Source organism: Williamsia sp., assembly GCF_036566845.1.
In the GTDB taxonomy this organism is placed as follows: Bacteria; Actinomycetota; Actinomycetes; order Mycobacteriales; family Mycobacteriaceae; genus Williamsia.
Window position 1 is genome coordinate 1 of the sequence record NZ_DATCVM010000203.1, and the last position, 19,185, is coordinate 19,185.

17 protein-coding genes and 1 pseudogene are annotated in these 19,185 nt (G+C 64.1%); 7 read left to right on the forward strand and 11 right to left on the reverse strand.

Features of this window, described 5'->3' with window-relative positions; all coding sequences use genetic code 11:
- The 4 genes and pseudogenes from VIQ49_RS19440 to VIQ49_RS29005 form a co-directional block, all read left to right on the forward strand.
- Nucleotides 1-324: pseudogene (locus VIQ49_RS19440) on the forward strand (acyl-CoA dehydrogenase); the annotation flags it as partial.
- A gap of 67 nt (nt 325-391) precedes the next feature.
- Nucleotides 392-1,474: an LLM class flavin-dependent oxidoreductase gene (locus tag VIQ49_RS19445; protein WP_331887678.1), complete on the forward strand. Its 1,083-nt coding sequence runs from the start codon at nt 392-394 to the stop codon at nt 1,472-1,474.
- Nucleotides 1,471-2,691 carry an MFS transporter gene (locus VIQ49_RS19450; RefSeq protein ID WP_331887680.1) on the forward strand — a complete coding sequence of 407 codons (1,221 nt, stop codon included), beginning with the start codon at nt 1,471-1,473 and terminating at the stop codon, nt 2,689-2,691. Before VIQ49_RS19445 ends, VIQ49_RS19450 begins: the two co-directional genes overlap by 4 nt.
- A gap of 88 nt (nt 2,692-2,779) precedes the next feature.
- Nucleotides 2,780-2,962 (forward strand): three-helix bundle dimerization domain-containing protein, encoded by a 183-nt coding sequence (locus VIQ49_RS29005; protein WP_414731669.1) that lies wholly within the window; start codon nt 2,780-2,782, stop codon nt 2,960-2,962.
- Between the two features lie 417 nt (nt 2,963-3,379).
- On the opposite strand, the gene VIQ49_RS19455 is transcribed toward VIQ49_RS29005, so the two are convergent.
- The 6 genes from VIQ49_RS19455 to VIQ49_RS19480 all read right to left on the reverse strand — a co-directional run bounded on the left by VIQ49_RS19455 (nt 3,380) and on the right by VIQ49_RS19480 (nt 11,111).
- A complete protein-coding gene (locus tag VIQ49_RS19455; protein WP_331887682.1) occupies nt 3,380-5,041 on the reverse strand; it encodes an ABC transporter ATP-binding protein in 1,662 nt (553 codons plus the stop codon).
- On the reverse strand, nt 5,038-5,982 hold the full coding sequence (locus VIQ49_RS19460; RefSeq protein ID WP_331887684.1) for an ABC transporter permease: 945 nt from the start codon (nt 5,980-5,982) through the stop codon (nt 5,038-5,040). The genes VIQ49_RS19455 and VIQ49_RS19460 overlap by 4 nt, the downstream gene beginning before the upstream one ends.
- On the reverse strand, nt 5,979-6,932 hold the full coding sequence (locus VIQ49_RS19465) for an ABC transporter permease (protein ID WP_331887686.1): 954 nt from the start codon (nt 6,930-6,932) through the stop codon (nt 5,979-5,981). Before VIQ49_RS19465 ends, VIQ49_RS19460 begins: the two co-directional genes overlap by 4 nt.
- A 73-nt stretch (nt 6,933-7,005) precedes the next feature.
- A complete protein-coding gene (locus VIQ49_RS19470; protein WP_331887688.1) occupies nt 7,006-8,694 on the reverse strand; it encodes an ABC transporter substrate-binding protein in 1,689 nt (562 codons plus the stop codon).
- A gap of 124 nt (nt 8,695-8,818) precedes the next feature.
- Nucleotides 8,819-9,943: an acyl-CoA dehydrogenase family protein gene (locus VIQ49_RS19475; RefSeq protein WP_331887690.1), complete on the reverse strand. Its 1,125-nt coding sequence runs from the start codon at nt 9,941-9,943 to the stop codon at nt 8,819-8,821.
- 46 nt (nt 9,944-9,989) lie between these two features.
- The gene (locus VIQ49_RS19480; protein ID WP_331887692.1) at nt 9,990-11,111 is read right to left on the reverse strand and encodes a rhodanese-like domain-containing protein; all 1,122 of its coding nucleotides are present in this window, start codon (nt 11,109-11,111) and stop codon (nt 9,990-9,992) included.
- 489 nt (nt 11,112-11,600) lie between these two features.
- Between VIQ49_RS19480 and VIQ49_RS19485 the strand changes: the two genes are divergently transcribed.
- On the forward strand, nt 11,601-12,962 hold the full coding sequence (locus VIQ49_RS19485) for an NtaA/DmoA family FMN-dependent monooxygenase (RefSeq protein WP_331887694.1): 1,362 nt from the start codon (nt 11,601-11,603) through the stop codon (nt 12,960-12,962).
- 244 nt (nt 12,963-13,206) lie between these two features.
- The gene (locus VIQ49_RS19490) at nt 13,207-14,250 is read left to right on the forward strand and encodes an acyl-CoA dehydrogenase family protein (protein ID WP_331887696.1); all 1,044 of its coding nucleotides are present in this window, start codon (nt 13,207-13,209) and stop codon (nt 14,248-14,250) included.
- 28 nt (nt 14,251-14,278) lie between these two features.
- Here the strand turns inward: VIQ49_RS19490 and VIQ49_RS19495 are convergent, their stop codons facing one another.
- A complete protein-coding gene (locus VIQ49_RS19495; RefSeq protein WP_331887698.1) occupies nt 14,279-14,533 on the reverse strand; it encodes a hypothetical protein in 255 nt (84 codons plus the stop codon).
- 114 nt (nt 14,534-14,647) lie between these two features.
- Here VIQ49_RS19495 and VIQ49_RS19500 point away from each other — a divergent pair, with 114 nt between their 5' ends.
- Nucleotides 14,648-15,004: a hypothetical protein gene (locus VIQ49_RS19500; protein WP_331887700.1), complete on the forward strand. Its 357-nt coding sequence runs from the start codon at nt 14,648-14,650 to the stop codon at nt 15,002-15,004.
- Between the two features lie 106 nt (nt 15,005-15,110).
- Here the strand turns inward: VIQ49_RS19500 and VIQ49_RS19505 are convergent, their stop codons facing one another.
- The 4 genes from VIQ49_RS19505 to VIQ49_RS19520 are packed head-to-tail and all read right to left on the reverse strand — an operon-like array spanning nt 15,111 to nt 18,998.
- Entirely contained in the window at nt 15,111-16,238 is a 1,128-nt protein-coding gene (locus tag VIQ49_RS19505) for an NtaA/DmoA family FMN-dependent monooxygenase (RefSeq protein ID WP_331887702.1), read from the reverse strand.
- Complete coding sequence (locus VIQ49_RS19510; RefSeq protein WP_331887704.1) at nt 16,229-16,459, reverse strand: hypothetical protein; 231 nt, start codon at nt 16,457-16,459, stop codon at nt 16,229-16,231. Before VIQ49_RS19510 ends, VIQ49_RS19505 begins: the two co-directional genes overlap by 10 nt.
- Nucleotides 16,459-17,805 carry an LLM class flavin-dependent oxidoreductase gene (locus VIQ49_RS19515; protein ID WP_331887706.1) on the reverse strand — a complete coding sequence of 449 codons (1,347 nt, stop codon included), beginning with the start codon at nt 17,803-17,805 and terminating at the stop codon, nt 16,459-16,461. Before VIQ49_RS19515 ends, VIQ49_RS19510 begins: the two co-directional genes overlap by 1 nt.
- Nucleotides 17,802-18,998: an acyl-CoA dehydrogenase family protein gene (locus VIQ49_RS19520; protein ID WP_331887708.1), complete on the reverse strand. Its 1,197-nt coding sequence runs from the start codon at nt 18,996-18,998 to the stop codon at nt 17,802-17,804. Before VIQ49_RS19520 ends, VIQ49_RS19515 begins: the two co-directional genes overlap by 4 nt.
- Nucleotides 18,999-19,185 lie beyond the last annotated feature (187 nt).

Consider the following 19,185-nt stretch of genomic DNA (forward strand, 5'->3'; position numbering starts at 1 on the left):
GACAGAGTCCTCGGCGAACTCGAGCAGGCTCATCCCACTTCCCGTGAGCTCGCCGACCTGTGGCGCCCCCGGATCGCGCAGCTTCGGACCGACGCATACGCACTCTCCGACGCAGCCAAGAGCACGGGGAACGAAAGGCACCGAATCGATGAGCGGCTGGCGGCAAAAGTTGCCATGGGCGAAGCTCTCGTCACCCTCACTCATGCCCTTGTCATAGCCCGAGCGGGACGGGGCATCGTTCGCGACAACACTGCGCAGTTGTACGCACGCGCAGCCCTCTTCGTTTTGGTGCAGGGACAAACAGCCGAGGTACGCGACGCCTAATTGTCCCATCTCGCACAGTAAGCACCTACGCCGAGCGGACAGTCTCCTATCAGATCAGGAAGAATCAATGAGCACCGAATTCCTCTGGTACATCCCCAACCAGGTTGACCCCGGCCACCGCGGCGACGACACACAAGCCGGGCACAACAGCCTCGACACCCTCACTCGTCAGGCACTCGCGCTGGAAGAGAACGGTTGGACCGGAGCTCTGCTCGGTGCCGGTTGGGGCCGTCCGGACACCTTCACAGTTGCAACGGCACTGGCAGCCAGGACAACCACATTCGAGCCACTCGTCGCGATCCGCCCCGGATACTGGCGGCCGGCACATTTTGCGGCGTCTGCGGCGGCGCTCGACCACCTCACTGGCGGTCGCGTGCGGGTCAACATCGTATCCGGCAAAGACGATCTCGCAGCTTACGGAGACACCGATGGCGATCAAGCGAATCGCTACGCGCGGACCCGAGAGTTCCTCCAACTCGTTCGCAAACTGTGGACCGAGGAGAACGTGACCTACCGCGGCGAGCATTTCCACGTGGAGAACTCGACCATTGGGCCACGCATCCAGCCCCGGCCAGGCCGACCACACCCGAAGCTCTACTTCGGCGGCGCCTCCGAAGCAGCCGAGAATGTCGCAGCCGCCGAGGCCGATGTTCAATTGTTCTGGGGCGAAACACTTGACGGTGTCGCCGAACGCATCGACAGACTCACAACGCTCAGTGGAAGGATCGAAAGAGAACACGCCCCACTCGAATTCGGCTTGCGCATCACGACGTTTGTCCGGGACACCACCGAGCAAGCGTGGAAAGAAGCTGAGGAAAAGGTAGCGCAGATGGCGGCCCGCCAGCGCGACGCCGGTACGAGCGAATCGCTCGCGCAGAATCCGCACCGCCGTACCGCCGTGGGACAACAACGCCTGCTCGATCTGGCCAGCCGCGGGGAAGTACTCGACGACAACCTCTACACCACCCCCGGCAAGGTGGGCGGTGGTGGTGCGGCGACCACCTGGCTGGTCGGTTCCGCCGAAGACGTAGCGAAATCGCTTCGCAAATACGAAGATCTCGGAATCAGCCACTTCGTTCTGTCCGACACCCCGTACCTGCACGAGATCGAACGCCAAGGCAACCAGTTGCTTCCGCTACTTCGCGGATGACCGCCGAGACCGACACTCCAACTACTCTCAGCCCCAAGTACCGCCGCCATCTGGTGATGGTGTTCGCGCTCACGAACACCATCAGTTTCATCGCGATGATCCAGATCCTGCCGGTAGTTCTCATTCCTATCGCCACCGATCTCGACGTCTCACGCACCGCGGTCGCCGGGGCCTCGACGATATCGACTCTCGTCGGCGGACTGGCCGCTTTGCCGATCGGTCGCATCCTTGACCGCCGAGGTGGACGCACGCTCATGGCCACCGGCTCACTGATCGGGGCGTGCTCGGTGCTGATGTGGTCGCAAGCGACCAATCTGGTGTCGCTGTACGCGGCTTTTGCGCTGATCGGGCTGGCACTGGCGATGTCGACATACGAGTCGACGTTCGCCGTGATCGTGGTTGCGACCGAAGCGCATCAACGAAATCAGGCAATTCTCACCGTCACGATGATCGCCGGCCTGTCCACTTATCTGGTATATCCGCTCCTCGGTTGGATGAACAGCGATTTCGGCTGGCGCACCACCTTGATCATCCTCTCGGCCATCCTCGTCGCTACAGCCGTACCCGGGCATCTATGGGCCGTACCGTCGCGCGCCGCGCATCGCAACCGCGTCCGGACAAGGTCAGGAACGCCTTTCGGTGCAGCACTGCGGCAGCGACGATTCTGGTTGCTGCTGATCGCCTTCGTCGCTCAGGCAGGATCGGCATCGGCATTCCTCCTACTCGTGATCGCATACTTGCTCGACCAAGGCCACTCCGTTGCGGTCGCAACATCAGTGCCCATCGCCGTCGGTGTCCTGCAGATTCTCTCGCGGTTGATACTCACAGTGGCGGGTACCCGCCTGGCCATCACACCGGTCACGTCGTGCGCCTTCGCCATACAAGGGTTCGGCCTACTGTTGCTTCCACTGGCGGGCTTGTCGATACCCCTGACGTTGCTGTGCGTCGCGGCCGTGGGTCTCGGACAAGGCGTCGGAGTCATCGCACGGCCATCGATCCTGGCCGACAACTTCGGCGTGACTCACTTCGCGAGTGTCCTTGCCGCGATCACCATCCCGACAGCGCTGGCTCGCGCCGGCTCGCCGTTGCTCGGCGCGTGGCTCGCCGATTGGCGGTTTCTGGTGGTCTGCGGCGTACTCGCATTGGTGGCCGCCGTCGCCCTGCTCCCACTCCTCGAATTCAAATCCTCGGACTACACCCGACAAAACAACACGTGAAAACCAATACTCGCACCGCTCGTGACATGGTCAACGCCCGTACTTCCTGGAACGTGTCCGGCAGAGCAAGCATGATCGCAAAGAGATGATGGACTCCGCAGAAGAGCCCCGACACGTCCTTCAGGTCAAGCAGTACCTCATAGCGCCATTTCCCTCCACGGCGCACGAGAATGTTGATGGCGCCGTCGCCCAACCATACGAACAGTTCGACGGCAACCACATCCGCGACTCCGTGCCGCTGCTCGTTGAACGTCGCGCCAACAAACCCTAAGATCTCACGCTGCAGCGTAGCGGACGGGCAGGCAGCGCCACACGAGGGACAGTCGGCCAGGTGAGCCGCGATTCAAGCACGGATTGTGGCATGAGCTTTTGTTCAGTAGCCGGTTTCGGGTAACGCGCCACTTCGCTGAACAGGATATTGAAGCGTGCTCATTGAGGCAGGAGAGAAGCCCCTTCATTCCGCAAACTCCGGGCAGGATGGCGCTGGCGGGCAACCTCACGTTGCCGAAGAGGATCTCAGAGGCGACCGATACCCGCACTTCCTGACCGGACTCTCCGTGCGATGACCCGACTCTCTCGTTATCTGTTCCATACCCGATGATTTGACAACACCATCGACACCACGACACCGGGTGATCAACCCGGTACTGTCAACTTGTCGGGATCGATCGGCCGGGCAGCTGAGTGATCAGAGGAACAGGTGGGTGCCCGGCACAGAATCGACGAGGCGTCGCGTGTACTCGTCGACGGGATTGTCGAGAATCGTTGCTGTCGAACCAGTTTCGACGACCGATCCGTGCCGCATCACTGTCACCGTGTCGGCGATCAGGCGTACGACACCGAGGTCGTGGGTGATGAAGAGGTACGTCAACTTGTACGCCGCCTGCAGATCCACGAGCAATTGCAGGATCTCCGCCTGAACCGACACGTCGAGTGCGGATACCGCCTCGTCGAGGATAACGATTTCGGGGTTCAGGGACAGGGCTCGGGCGATCGCGACGCGCTGTGCCTGTCCGCCGGACAGCTCGCCTGCCCGGCGGTCTGCATACTTGCGGTCCAGTCGCACACCGTCGAGCAGTTCCTCGGCGATCACGCGGCGCCGTGCGCGGTCGATGTCCTTGCGGTGCACCCGAAGTGGTTCGGTGATCAGGTCGGCGACCGACATCCGCGGGTTCAGGGAGGAATAGGGATTCTGGTACACGAACTGCAGGCGCCTGCTCAGCCGGGTGCGATCCCAGGTGCCGCTCTGCCCGAGCAGCGTGACCTCGCCTTCGTCGGGTGTGCGTAATCCCGCGACGATCCGGGCGATCGTGGACTTTCCTGCCCCGGACTCACCCACCAGCGAATGGGTGGTGCCGGTTGCGACGCGGAAGGAGACGTCGTCGGCCGCGACCACCGGTTCTGCCTTGCTGTGCGCGGCGTGGAACGTCTTCGACACACCCATCACCTCGATCGCATACTCGGAGGAGGCGCGCTCCTCGGAGGCGTGCGGGGTGAGCGCGTCGACCCGAATCGGCCGCGGGGTCAGGGTTCCGGTCTGCAGGCCGGGAGCGGCGGCGAGAAGTCGTCGCGTGTACGGGTCGGAGGCGCGGTGCAAGAGGGTGTCGCTGCTGCCTTCCTCGACTACGCCGCCGTCACGCATCACCACGACACGGTCGGCGCGTTCGAGCGCGACACCCAGGTCGTGGGTGACGAGGAGGATGCCGATGTTCAGCTCGGTCCGGAGCCGGTCGAGGTGGTCGAGGATCTGCTTCTGCACCGTCACGTCCAGCGCGCTGGTCGGCTCGTCGGCGATGAGGAGTGCCGGCTCGCCGGACAGCGCGATCGCGATCAGCACCCTCTGCTTCATACCGCCGGACAGTTCGTGCGGGTATTTGCTGTAGATGCGGTCCGGCACGGCAAGACCGGCCAGTTCCAGGAATTTCAGCGCGTGCGACTTCAGGTTGTGCCGCTGCGCGGACGTCGTGAACGGAAGCAGCCGGCTGCGTCCGAGACGGTTGCGCAGCGCGTCCTCGAGCTGCCTGCCGACCGGCTTGACCGGATTCAGTGAGACACCGGGGTCCTGGGGCACGAAGCCGACGTAGCTGCCCCGGTAGCGGGCGAACTTGTTCTGGCTCCACCCGGCGACGTCGTTGCCGCCGAGCAGGATTCGTCCTTCGACACGGCTGGCGCGGGGGAGCAGGCCGATCGAGGACCGGATGAGGGTGGACTTGCCCGAGCCCGACTCTCCGACGATGGCGACCAGTTCCCCGGCCTCGATGCCGAGACTGATTCCGGAAACCGCCTTCGTCGCGGAGCGACCACGGCCGGCATACCAGATATCGATGTCTTCGAAGGACAACAGGGTCATCGCGGACCTGCCTCACTCTGCAGTTCACGGCTGATTCGGTTGCTGGAGAGAACCACCGCAAGGATCACGAGCCCGGGCAGTAGTGAGATCCAGGGGGCGATCGCGAGAAGGTCGCGACCCTCGGAGACCAGCAGTCCCCACTCCGGTTCCGGCGGCGGAGCGCCGAATCCGAGGAAACCGAGTGCCGCGATCGCCAGGATCGCCGCACCGAACTGCAATGGGACGAGCGCGACAACCGAACTCAGCGAGTTGGGCAGTACATGACGGGTGAGGATGATCAGTCGGGGTGTTCCGATGCTCGCAGCCGCCTCCACGTAATCGGCCTGCACGACGCGCAGCACCTCGGCCCGCATCACTCGGGCGAAGTTGGCGACCGCGGAGACACCGACGGCGATCGCGACATTGAGGGTGCCGTACCCGAGAGCGGAGACCACCACCATGGTGAGCAGCAGACCAGGCACCGACAGCAGCACGTCGACTACCCGCATGATGACGAGTTCGACCGCGCCACCGACGAATCCGGCGATCGCACCGAGAACGGTGCCGATGAAGAAAGCGATGGCAACGGCGAGCAGCGTCGCACTGAGGGTGATCACCGCACCGTGCACGGTACGCGAGTAGATGTCGCGGCCCAAACGGTCCGTGCCGAAAAGGTGTTCGACGCTGGGACCGACCAGAATGGCTTTGGAGTCCGGGAGGTAGGGGTCCTTCGAAGCGAACAGTCCGGGCACGACGCACCAGGCGATCGCCAGTACGACGATCAGCACCGCCAGCGTGAGGCCGGGTCGGGACAGGATCGGGTTCAGTGCGCCGAAGCGTCGTCGCGGCGGTGCGCCCGGTGAACGGGTCGGCGGCGGAAGGTGGGTCGGCGGCGTGATCGGTTCCGGAGCGGTGACCAGTACTGGGTCCGCGACCAGCGTGCCGTCGCTGTCGATCGTCATGCGGTCTTCACTCCTTCGCGGGCGGCTTTGAGTCGAGGGTCGATCAGGGGGTAGGCGACGTCGACGACGAAGTTGACCGTGACGAACGCGAGGGCAACGAACATGACCACGCCCTGGACCACAGGCACGTCTTGAGCGCGGACTGCCTGCTCGGTGAGGCGTCCGATCCCATTGCGCGAAAAGATGGTTTCGGTGATGACGGCCCCGGCGAGCAATTCGCCGACGATGATTCCGCCCTGGGTGAGGGCGGGCAGGCTCGCGTTGCGCAGGACGTCGCCGTTGATCACCGTGGCCTTGCGCAGGCCCTTGCTGAACGAGGTGAGCACGTACGGCGAGCCGTACTCGGTGCTGAAATTGCGCAACAGCAGCTGCGCGATAGGGCCGGCAACAGGGATCGCGAGCGCGAAGGCAGGCAGTACGAGCCCGTGCAGGCCGTCGTGGCTGATCGGCGGGAACCAGCCGAGCTGGAACGAGAAGACCCGGATGATGATCAGTCCGAGCAGGAAGCTCGGGAACGAGACCAGCAGGGGTGGCAGGCCGGCGATGACGTTCCGCAGCCACGGGGATTCGAGGTACGTGGCGACCCACGCTATGGCGAGCGCGATGAGTGCTGCCAGGACCAGCGCGGCCACCGCCAGCACGAGGGTTTTCGGTAGCGCCTCGGCGATTGCGGTCGCCACCGGCTTTCCGTTCTGGACTGAGGATCCGAAGTCGAGATGCGATGCAGCCCAGAGTCGGTGGAGGTACTGCACGAACACCGGTTGGTCGAAGCCGTACTGCTGCGCTATCTGTGCGTACGCCTCAGGGGAGATGTCGTTGCGCTCCTCAGGGTTGAACATCAGCTCGATCGGGCTGGCCGGCAGCGTGTACAGCAGGATGAAGGAGGCTGTGAACGCGCCCCACACCACCACCAGGCCTCGACCCAGTTTCAGGAGGACATAGCGTGTCATCGGGGTCCTTTTCGAGTGTGTGTCTGCACGGCGCCCGGGTCGGTCCGATGGAACCGGACCGGGGCGAGCAGGATCAGCTCTGGTCAATCCAGGTGCGGAGGAAGTGCAGGCGGCTGGTGGCGTCGAGGTCGATGCCGTACACGCCCTTCGATGCGGCCACCTGCGAGGGCTCGAACACCGGGTCGTACAGGACGTACTCGTCGAGGACGAGGTCCTGCGCCTGCTCGGTCAGCGCGGCCCGCTGCGTCGGGTCCAGGGTGGACTCGAGCGCTTCGAGCGTGTCGACGATCTTCTGCCGGTCCGGGAAGTCCGCAGGGATACGTGCGGAGTTGCCGCGATTCGGATTGAAGTTGACGTTGAGGATCGCCGGATCGTTACGGCTGCGGTTGGTGTTGATCAGGTGGAATTCTTTGTTGACCTGATCCGTCGGGATACTGCTGGCATCGAATTGGAAGTCGAGGTCGATGCCGATCTCCTTGAGCGAAGCCTGGGTCGACTCGTAGGCATAACGGCTGTTGGGGACCAGATAGTGCCCGGTCGCCTTGAGCGTCAGCTTCTTTCCGTCCTTCTCCCGGATACCGTCGGAACCGACCTTCCAGCCGGATTCCTCGAGCAGACGCTTCGACTCCTCGGGGTCGAAGGCCAGCGCGGTGTCGGAGTAGTCCAGGAAGCCGGGGACGTGGGCTGCGAGACCGGACTTCGCCTGCCCCTCGGATGGTGCGAGGATGGTTTCCTTGATTCCGGCGCGGTCGGTGGCACGGACGATCGCGCGCCGCACGTTGATGTCGTTGGTGGGTTCGAGGTCGGTGTTGATGTTCCAGCCCAGGTTCAGCCCGGCGATCGTCCGGGAAGTGATGTCGAAGCCCTGCGCCTCGAGAACGGTCTCGTCGGTGGGGAGGATGTCGAAGGCTGCCTGCACCTCACCCGATTGAAGCGATCCGGTGCGGACACTCGCTTCGGGGATGGTCACGAACTCGACCTTGTCGAGGTAGGCCGGACCCTCGTGCTCCAAACCTGGTGCACCCCAGTTGTAGTCGGCACGCTTGGTGAGGACCGTGCGTTCTTTGGGTACGTACTCGGTGACGACGAACGGGCCGGTACCCACGATGTTCGCCGGGTCGAGGCGCTGCTCGGCGTTGGCGGAGAGGGTCTTCTGCCCGATGATGCCGGGCTGGTTGTTGCCGGAGTAGGAGATGAATTGCAGGATGCCGGCCGACGGAGCCGAGAACGAGAGCTTGACGATGTTGTCGGCGAGGACTTCACTATCCTGATAGGACTTCAGGTGGGTGGAGCCGTTGGGCTTGATGCCGAGCGCCGGGTCACCGAAGACGTACTGGTCGAAGTTCTTCTTCACGATGTCCGCGTTGAACGCGGTGCCGTCGCTGAAGGTGACCCCGTCGCGCAGTGTGAACGTGAACTCGGTGTTGTTCTCGTTGACGTTCCAGGAGGTGGCCAGCCAGGGGCCGATCTCGCCCGTCTCCGGGTCCTGCCACGTCAGTTTGTCGAAGACATTGTTGCCGTAGTTGCTCGCCGCGAAGCTGGTGTTCAGGTGCGGATCGAGCGACTCGGTGGAGCTGAGGGGGGCGATACGCAGGGTGCCACCGATCTGCGGCTCGCCGCCCCCGTCTCCGCCCGCCCCCGGGGCTGTGCTGCTGCATGCAGTCAGCGCGAGAATGCCGCTCAGCGCGAGAGCTCCGAACACGCCTCGGAATCGCCGTCGGCGCTCTCGTGTCGACAGTGAGGCGTGAACTGTTGTTTTCATGAATAGGAACTTATGGTGAAAGCACTTGTCGGGTCACGACATTAAAGCACGGTGAGTCTAAAGATCAACTCGCAGAATAGATGTGGATTCTACGCATAATTGTTCTGTTGTACAACAACGACTCTCACCGGGGCGCGGATGCCGCGATGTTCGCGAGTTGAGCCGACCGAGACTGTTGGTTCTGGCTCTGCACCTGAAGAAACAGTGCCGAACGGGCATGCAGTTGAGCCGTGTCGGTGCCGAGTATCCCCGAGCCGGCCCGCGAGATCACCAGGGCCCGTGCGATCTCGTGAAGCGACCGCAACACCTCGACCTTGAGTGCGAGCCTGTCCTCGAAGTACTGGGGCCCGGCGGGGTCCGACTCCGCCTGATCGGACAGGGCATACGCTCGCGCCCGATAGCGGGCGAACTGCGGCTCCCACGCCTGCGCCACCACCGCACTCGCGCCAGTAGTGCGCAGTTCGTCGAGGATCGCGCGCGACACCCCGAACACGTGCGACCGGACGTCACTGACGATGTTGCGATCGCGCTGATCCCACTCCGATCTCGGAGTTCGCTTGACGATATCCGGTTCCGCTACGAACACCCCGTCGAACGTGACCCGCCACGTACGGCTTCCGCTGGCCGCCACCAGCGGAAGCGGCTCTGCACGCAACCGTTCGTCGTTAACCGAAATCAGCGCGAGCAACTGGGACTCGGTCGTGGGGTCGATCGCAGCGACCGACAGCAGAGTATTGATACCCCAGCCGCTCACCCAGGACACGGTGCCGTCGATCCTCCAGCCACCCGCGGTCGGGGTGGCACGGACGTATCGGGTGGGATAATGCCTGGCGTCGCTGATCGAGGTCCCGCTGAGGACCTCCCCACGCAGCACCCTCTCCCCCACCTCCCCGATCGGCTTGCCACTCTTCGCCAGAGTGGTGAAGTGGACGATCAACCCCGTGTGCTGGGCCCACGCCAGCCAGGTGTTGAAGTCGCCGTAGGCGAGGTGCTCGTGAACCCGGCGTTCAGCGGCCTTGTCCAACTCGGCGCCGCCGAACGAGGCCGGTGCCAGATGGTTGAGCAGACCGATCCGGCGCAGCTCGTCAACGGTATCCGCGGAGACACCCTCGCGGTCGGTCCGCAGGGCTCGGGGCGCGAGGGTATCGTGCGCGAAGGCTCGTACCCGAGCCACCAGCGGATGCTCGTCGGCGGCGTCGACCAGATCGGCACTGCTCGTGTCGATCGGCGTGTCGAGAGTGAGGGTCATAATCATCTGCTCCCGGAAAGTGTGGGTGGACGACTGGTCGGACGGCTCAGGCGGCGGTGTCGAAATCGTGCAGGAGGACGGCGATCTCGAAGCCGCGTCGCTGAAGCCAATGCGAGACGACAGCGGCGCGGGCGCCGGTGGAATCGTCGATCAGGACCACGCGCGCCCCGCGCACGGCGATGGTGCGGTAGGAGACACCGAGTAGCTGGCCACCCTCGGACGTGATCGAACCGGGAAGGTGACCCCGCTCGAACTCCTCGGGTGTCCGGATGTCGAGCAGGTAAGTAGTGCGGTCGCCGTCAGCGCCCCACGCCTGCGCGGTCGCCACGTCGATGCGGGGGAACTCGTCGTGTGCTGCAATCGCCTCGACCCGCTCGGCAGCACGCCGACGTCCCGCCTCGTCGACCGGCCCGTAGACGGCGGTGGCCCCGGTTTCGAGTTCCAAGTTCTCCTCCTTCCATGCGCGTGTGCCGTCGTGTAGATACGAGACCTTGTTGGGGACACCGGAGTCGATGAGCGTCTGGGCGCCGATGATGGCCCTCGGAAGCCCGGCGCAGGAGACCACGACGTGGGTATCGGGCGAGGGCACGACATCCGCGAACCGCAGCAGCAACTCCGCACCGGGAACGCCGACCGCACCGGGAACGTGGCCGGCGGCGAACTCGGGCAAGGTGCGGGTGTCGATGACGACGACGTCCGCGCCCTGATCCTTGAGCGCCTTGAGTTCGGCGGCTGTGACGACGGGGGTGTCGCGTTCGTCGCGGATCGCCAGGGAGAAATCCTTGCCAGGAACGTCGAAAGTGGGAAGGCCATCTGTTCCGCGCCGGGTCCATTCCGGGATACCGCCGGCGAGGACGTGGACTTCGGTCCGTCCGGCGTCAGCGAGGCGGTCGGCAAGTGACTGCGCGACACCGTCACCTCCGTCGACCAGGACGGTTCGCACGACGGCACCCGGTACGAAACGGTCGATCTCGGTTTCGAGTCGGTCCGCGGGGATGTTCGTGGCGAACAACGGCGAGGCGTAGCCGACCTCGTCGCTGGGACGGATGTCGACGACGGCCAGTTCCGCCCCGTCCGCGAGCCAGAGGCGGAGAGTGTCCGCGTCGATGGTTCTTCCGTCGGTGGCCTTCTCGGCCGTCGCGGTCGTGTCGATCGATGAAGTGCTCAAGGAGTTTCCACCTTAGCTCGGTAGCGGTTGGATCGAGTCGCGGCACAGTGGCCGGTGGCGACAACATAACCCCGGGAGAGGGGCGTCGGAAGCGCCTTACGTGCAACCGAACTGAGCGAAAGTCCCCGACCTTCGACGATCCGCCGCACCGGAGAATGAATCACGCTGGTTCCAGTGTCGCGGGCTACCGGATTTTCGCCCCCAGGTGCTGACGAGAAGTTCACGGCGCCAATCATGTTCACGGGCGCCGTGACACGATCCGAGCAACGCCACGTGGGAGGGTGTTTGAACCACTGCGATCGAATTTGTTGACGCGCCCGCCGATCGGTAGGTGAGATGGGAGGCACGATCCGCCACCGCTCGGTGACACCGCGGTGTCGGTTCGATGATGCTCACGTCCCCGCAGCCTAGTCCATCGTCACCAAAATTGCTGTGCACGAGACCCTTTCGAGCCGATCAGCGACCACATCCATCGAATGGAGCATTCATATGAGCGCTGGAGCCGACCTCCCACAGCGGAGGATGACGCTCGCCGCCTCGATCGTGGGAGCAGGTGCGTCTCCGCATGCGTGGAACTGGCCGGGAACGAAGTGGAATCGCTTCGCAGACTGGGAGCACTACAAGCGATGCGCGGAGATCGCCCGATCCGGGATTCTGGACGCGGTCTTCGTCTCGGATCATCCTGCATTGCAGCGTGATGCCCGGCACGGCCCGGGCCACTTGTTCGACCCGATCGTGCTGTTCTCGGCGATCGCAGGCGCGATCCCCGATATCGGGTTCGTGCTGACGGCGTCGACGAGCTACAACTCGCCGTACAACCTGGCACGCCGCCTCGCGAGCCTCGACTCCATCTCCGGTGGCCGGGTGATCTTCAACGCGGTTGCCAGCTTCAACCCGGACATCACCGCGAACTTCACCGCGGAGGAGATCCTCGGCCGAGAGGACCGCTACCGCAAGGCCGACGAATTCCTCCAAGTCGTCAAGGAATTGTGGTTGTCGTGGGACACGCCGGAAGGACCGGAGCCGACGGGTCCGCTATGGAACGAGACCACGGCCCGGACCATCGACCATCACGGCGAGTTCTTCGACGTGCGAGGTCCGCTGAACGTGCCGGTGGGTCCGCAGGGGCACCCGGTGATTTCGCAGGCCGGCGCATCCGAGCAGGGCATCGACTTCGCCGGCAAGCATGCCGAGATCGTGTACGCGGCGGTCCTCGGAAAGCAGGCTGCCCTCGACTACGCGGCCGCACTCGACGGGGCCGCCCGCAGTCACGGCAGGCCTGCCGACAGCATCAGGCTGCTCCCCGGCATCAACGTGTACCTTGGTGACACCCGCGAGGAAGCGCTACGCCGGCACGAGGCTTTCCACGGGGCAGGCAGCGAAGACGACCTGATCGCGCGGTTCCTCGACCGACAGCGTGAAGTGAACCCGGCCTTCCCTCGTTCCGTCGACGTCGATCGACCACTCGAGCCGCATTGGTTCGAGCCTGCAGAGGATCAGATCGGCCCGGTCGGTTTCAGCAAGGCGGTCCAGGATCTGGTCCGCACCGAGGAACCCACGACCAGGCAGATCGTCCGGCTGGTCGGCGGCAACGGGGGGCATAGGGTCGTCATCGGGACGCCGAAGGACGTGGCCGACTCGCTCATCGACTGGTGGGCAGCCGGGGCTGTGTCCGGATACAACGCGCACTTCCCGCTGCTGCACGACGACCTGGAACGGTTCGTGCAGCAGGTGGTTCCGATCCTTCAGGCGGAGGGCGTGTTTCCCGCCGAGTACGACTCATCGACCATTCGTGGCCGCTTCGGTCTTCCCGACCCGCGCACCACCGTACCCACCCAGGAGAACAGATGACCACCGATTTCGCCGCCGCACCCCTCACCGTAGCCGAAGGCCCGACCGACGAGGAACTGCTATACAAGTATCGGCCCGTGTTCGAGCGGATCGCCGAGGGAGCTCTGGAACGCGAGACCAGTGGCCGCCTCGCGTTAGAGGAGGCAGGCTGGCTACGGGAGGTCGGTTTCCCTGCAGTGCGGTGCGGGTGCCGCGAGAGTTCGGCGGCGACGGCGCGAGTCTACGTCAACTTTACCTACTCGTCGTGGAGCTGGCTGCGGCGGAATCCAATCTGCCGCACGCCCTTCGGGTCCACTCGCGATTCGTCGAGGACCGCTGGCGAGAACGCCACGCCGAGCGCGGGCAGCAGTGGCTCCGCCGCGTCGGTGACGGGATAGTGTTCGGCACCGCGGTCAGCGAACGGGAGGGGACGTTCCGTCAGCCGTCGACGACGCTGCGCGAAGTGAACGGGCGGTTCGTCGTGAACGGAACCAAGTACTACAGCACCGGCGCCCTCTATGCCGATTACCTCACGGTCGCGGTGCTCGACGAGGCCGGCGAGCGGCGCACCGCCGTCGTCAGGGCGGATGCCCCGGGTGTGGAACGGATCGACGACTGGGTGGGCTTCGGACAGCGGGGCAGCGCGAGTGGCACCACCGTGTTCGCCGACGCGGAGGTGGAGGGGCCGGAATTCCTGTTCCCGCCGCCAGGGGGCACCGCGGGGCACCTCGCGCACTTCCAGCTGACGCATCTCGCCACAATCGCTGGTATCGTCCGCCGGGCGACTGACGAGATCGCCGAGTTCGTACGCCTCAGGCACCGCACCTACCCGCAGGCGAAAACAGCGGTCGCCACACAGGATCCGCTGATCCAGCAGGTGGTGGGTCGCGCCGACGCCTCTGCCTACGCGATCCGCGCCACCGTCCTCGACGCCGCAACGTCTCTCGACTCCGCAGCGGATGCCAGGTACGCGCTAACGATCACCCCCAAGGCGGAACGCACGCCCGAAGCGGAGGAAGAGACGGCAGCATTGGAACTGAAAGCCGAGCTCGACGCCTACCGGGCACAGTCCATCGTGCTGGAACTCGGGCTGAAGACGACCACGGAGATCTTCGAGGTGGGCGGCTCGTCCGCACTGGACCGCAAGTACCAGTTCGACCGGCACTGGCGGAACGTGCGGACCCTCGCCTCCCACAACCCACTGATCTACCGGGAGCAGCAACTCGGCGATTACGTCCTCAACGGCACCCCGCCCGCATTCCAGTCGCCCGAAGGCGCGTCCGTGATCGGCACACCGCCCGCGAGCTGACGCTACCCGCACATGATGTCGGCGGGCTTCACTCCGCTTTGGGCCGCTCCCACTGCTGGTAGCGGCCCACATCACCGATGCGGGTGAAATCGGTATGCAGGACAACACGCATGTCCGGAGCGAGTTCGGCGACTTGACGTTCGCTGATCAAGACCGCGCCGCTGCCGCGGAACCGATCGGCTATCGCCCGCTGATAGCCGAGGGCGGTAGAGAGCGCCGCACTGATGTCCGAGTCCGCGACCGCGATCTCACCGACGATTGCGGCGTAGCGGTCGACGAACATCAGACACTCGCCGCAACCACGCCTGAGTCGAAGCACACCAGCCGCCGCCACCCGCACCTAGCGACGACCCAGGCTGCCAGCACGATCAACGGCACCACCGCCCACAACTTGACAGTGGCCGCGACGCCGAGAACCACAGCCGCCATCACGGCGGAGTTGCTCGTCAGTTCCGCCAACTACGTGAACGGCGCCAAAGCCACCAAAAAACCTGGCGGATGCACGCACTGGAAGTCCCGATACAGCAACGAACCCGACCACACATGCTGGGTACCGAAGAAAATACACCGACTCGTCGAACCCGAACGATCCATCCAGAGCGCCGCGCCGCCATCCCGCGCCGATCTGCATCACTGCAGCCACTACGGCAACCGACATCACCACCGGCACACCCGACCGACGATCCACCGTCCGGTCGACACCGGCCTCGACAATCGCCATAAACCCCAACCTTCACTTTGCAAGCAAAGCTAGCGCAAAGAACAGCGAAATCAGCCTGCTACGTCTGCAGTTGGGGTTCCGCTTCCGTGCAAGAGCATCGTGCCGAGTTCACCGGGTTGTGCCTCCCCCTGCCCCGATGTCATGAGGCCTGACCGCGGTAGTTGCCGGACAGCTCGGCAAAAGAATTCTCGGGTTCACGAAGATCGAGGTGATCGCGCAAGGTGATCCCGCTGTACTCGGACCGGAAGATGCCTCGCTGCTGAAGAACCGGGACGACTAGATCTACGAAGTCTTCCAGTGATCGAGGTAGAGCGGCAGGGATGATCGTGAATCCGTCCACCGATCCACTCCGCCACCAGGTTTCGATGTGGTCGGCCACCTGGACAGGATCTCCGATGACCACGCGATGACCGCCCAGAACTTCGGTCAACAGATGTCGGACGGTATGCCTGGTTGCCGCTGCATAGTCGGTGAGTGAAGTGAAGAATCCCTGGGGACCGACGCGACCGAGCGGCAGTTCCAGTACGTGTGCGGGGAGCGGAGAATCCAGGTCGAACTCTTCGTCCGGATACCCCAACCATGACGCGAGCTGGCGAACTGGAGCGCTCTCGGGGCGAAGGCGCTCTTGCAGTTCGTCGAACTTCGCCCGGGCGGCTCGTTCGGCATCTGCCACTATCGGCACCAGACCGGGAAGAATCCTGATCTGATTCGAATCGCGGCCGAGTGCAGCGGCTTTCGACCTGATCTCGCGGGAAAATGCTCCCGACGCGTCCAGATCGAACTGGGTGGCATAGATCGCCTCCGCATGCGCGGCGGCGAATTCCCGCCCGTGCGTAGACGATCCGGCCTGGACCAGAACCGGGCGCCCCTGTGGCGATCGGGTGACGTTGAGCGGACCGGCGACCGAGTAGAATTCGCCTTGGTGCTCGACTGCGTGGACCAGATCCGGATCTGCAAAGCGCGCATTCTCTTGATCGCCAATGAGAGCGCCGTGTTCCCAACTGTCCCATAGTCGTTGGACGAGACCCACGTATTCTCCTGCTCGACGGTACCTCTCGTCGCGTTCCGGAAGGTGGTCGATTCCGAAGTTCTTGGCGGCGTTCGGCTCGAATGTTGTCACCACGTTCCATCCGGCACGGCCATTGCTCACGTGATCCAGCGAGAGAATTCGACGAGCAAGGTTGTACGGAAAATTGAGAGTGGATGTCGCAGTGGGAATCAATCCGATCCGGCTGGTAGACACCGCGAGCGCACTGGTCAGCAACACCGGGTCGAGGGAAGCCGACGGTCCGCGCCGATACCCGGTTGTTGGACCGGGATGTCCGGGAACAACAATGCATCGAGTTTGCCGCGCTCGGCGATCTCGGCGACGCGGCGGTAATGGTCGAGAGTGATGAAGGCGGTGGGATCGAGTTCCGGGTCGAGCCAGGCTGCCGCGTGGTAACCGGCACTGCCGACGTTGACGAAGAAGTGCAGCGAACGAGCCATCACGCCACCACCTGGTCGATGTGAGACGACGGAACCACATGGCGGGGAACCGCCAACCCGAGATGCCCACGGAGCGTGGTGCCGTCGTACTCGGTACGGAAAACACCGCGGCGCTGCAACTCGGGCACGACGTGGTCCACGAAATCGTCGAAACCGCTCGGAAGCACGTCCGGCATCAGGTTGAATCCGTCGGCCACGCCTTTGTCCACCCAGCCGACGATCGCGTCGGCGACCTGCTCCGGGGTACCGGTGACGATCCGGTGTCCGGCACCGCCGCCGAGGCGTTTGAGCAGTTGCCGAACGGTCAAGCTCTCACGCCGGGCGAGATCGACCGCGATCTTGTAGAACGTCTGCGATCCAACTGCTGCGTCCGGGTCGGCCAAGAGTTCCCACGGCAACGACCGGTCGAGTACCAAACTTTCGCGGGGAACCCCCAACTGCCCGGCAAGGCGTTCGAGGGCGTACTCGGGGGGTACCAGTTCGGCGAGCAGTTCACGACGCGCGTGGGCTTCGGCTTCCGTACTGCCGATCACGGTCGACAATCCGGGCAGGACGATGACGTCTTCGGGCTGACGGCCGTATCCGAGCGCCCTCGCCTTCACGTCACAGTAGTACTCGCGTGCCTCGTCCTCGGTTTGCGCCGCAGTGAAGATCACCTCGCCGACCCGGGCCGCCAGTGCCCGGCCGTCGCGCGAAGCACCCGCCTGCACGACCACCGGCTCGCCCTGCGGTGACCGCGGAACATTGAGCGGGCCCGCAACGTCGAAGTGTTCGCCGTGATGGTCGGTACGATGAATTCGCGTGGTGTCGGCGAACGTCTGGGCGGATTTGTCCCCTACCAACGCGTCGGGTTCCCAACTGTTCCAGAGTTTTCGGACGACTTCGACGAACTCTGCCGCACGTTCGTACCGCCGGCCGTGATCTGGCTCGTCGTCGAAACCGAAGTTGCGCGCTGGTTCCCGGCCCGCCGTGGTGACGACGTTCCACCCCGACCGTCCGCCACTGAGTTGATCGAGCGTCGCAAAGCGTCGGGCCACGTCGTACGGATCGTTGTAACTCGACGACAGTGTGCCGATCAATCCGATCCTGGACGTCGAGGCGGCCACCGCAGCAAGCACCACCGACGGCTCGAGACTATTGAACGGCCGATAGCGCAGATCGTCCCGGATCGCCGGACCGTCGGCGAGAAATACGGCATCGAACTTGGCAGCCTCGGCTTTGCGGGCGATGTTCACATAGTGCGCGAGGCCGAAGCTGGCCAGCGGATCGGTTCCCGGTAGTCGCCAGGAGCCGCCGAACACACCGGCGTTGAGGATGTTGACGTTGAGATGAACCTGACGGGTCATCGCTGTTCGCCTTCTTTCGAAGCACCGGCCGCGATGGCGGCCTTACCGAGGTTGGTGAGTACAAAATCGCTTTGCGGGAAATGAATTCGCCCCACCATCGCATTGCGGTGATGGCGTTCGAGTGGATTGCTTCGGGAGAGCCCGGGATTCCCGGTCAGGTCCAGCGCGGATTCGGTGATACGAATCGCGGTCGAGGTCGCGACGTGTTTGGCCAGGCCCGGCAATGGTCCGCCGTCGCCGAGAGTGGTGGCCGCGTGACGTACCAGAGCCCGACTTGTCTGCAACTGTGCCTCGATCTCTCCCACCCGATCGTGGAAGCGCGGCACCGTTGCCAGCGGCGCCCCGAGCGCGGTCGGAATCCTCTCGTGGAGGTATCGCACCAGCCAGTCCCTCGTGGCGATGGAAACACCATTGTAGTTGGCGGCCAGGAGCAAGGGCAGTACCTGCCGCCCCGCATTCCGTACCTTGTTTGTTCCCTCGCGCGGATCGCGCACGTCCACCAGTCTGGAGTTCGGGACGCGAGTCCCTTCGAAAACCACGGTCTGGGTATCGGACGCTCGTAGACCGAGATGGTCCCAGGTCGGAACCACTTGCCATCCCGGAGTATCGCGGTCGAGCAGGAACGTCGCCACCAGTGGCTCCGGGTCGGTGGTGCTTGCGGTGACTGTGAACCAGCGCAGCCCGGAAATACCTGTTCCGTATGACTTTTCGCCGTCGATCTGCCAATCTCCACTTGCGAGTCTGGTGGCCGTGGTCGCCGGAATACCGCCACGTGAGAGGCTGCCCAGCTCACGCTCGACCGCGAGTCCATTGATGAGCGCACCCTCGGACACTGCGCTGGCAAACACCTCGGCTTTGAGTTCGTCGGGCCAGCCGTTGTCCGAGTTCCGCAGTGTCAGGTGGTTGGTGTAGTTCCACTGCAAGATCAGTCCTACCGACGGATCGGCGGTGCCTACACGTTCGATCACCTCGACGAGTTCGGGTGCGTCAGCGCCCCCGCCGCCGAATTCCACGGGAACAGCCAGTGATTGAGCTCCGATGCTCTGCAGTGCTTCGAACGCGTCGACGGGGAACTTCCCGACACGATCATGATGCTCGGCACGCGAAGTGATGAATTCGAGCACTCGCTCGAAGGCCTCGTCAGTTACCGGGGTGGGCAGCGTCGACAAGGTTGTCGTCAGGGTTGTCGTCATGGAGGATAGTCCTTGTCATAGATCGGAAGTCGGGGAACTCGGGGTCAACGTGCGCGACCCACATCCGTGAGCTCGGAAGGATCGGACCCCCACGGAAGATCGAAGTTCTCTCGTAGCGTCGAGCCCACGTACTCGCTGCGGTACAGACCGCGCGTGACCAGCTCGGGAACCACATGATCGACAAATT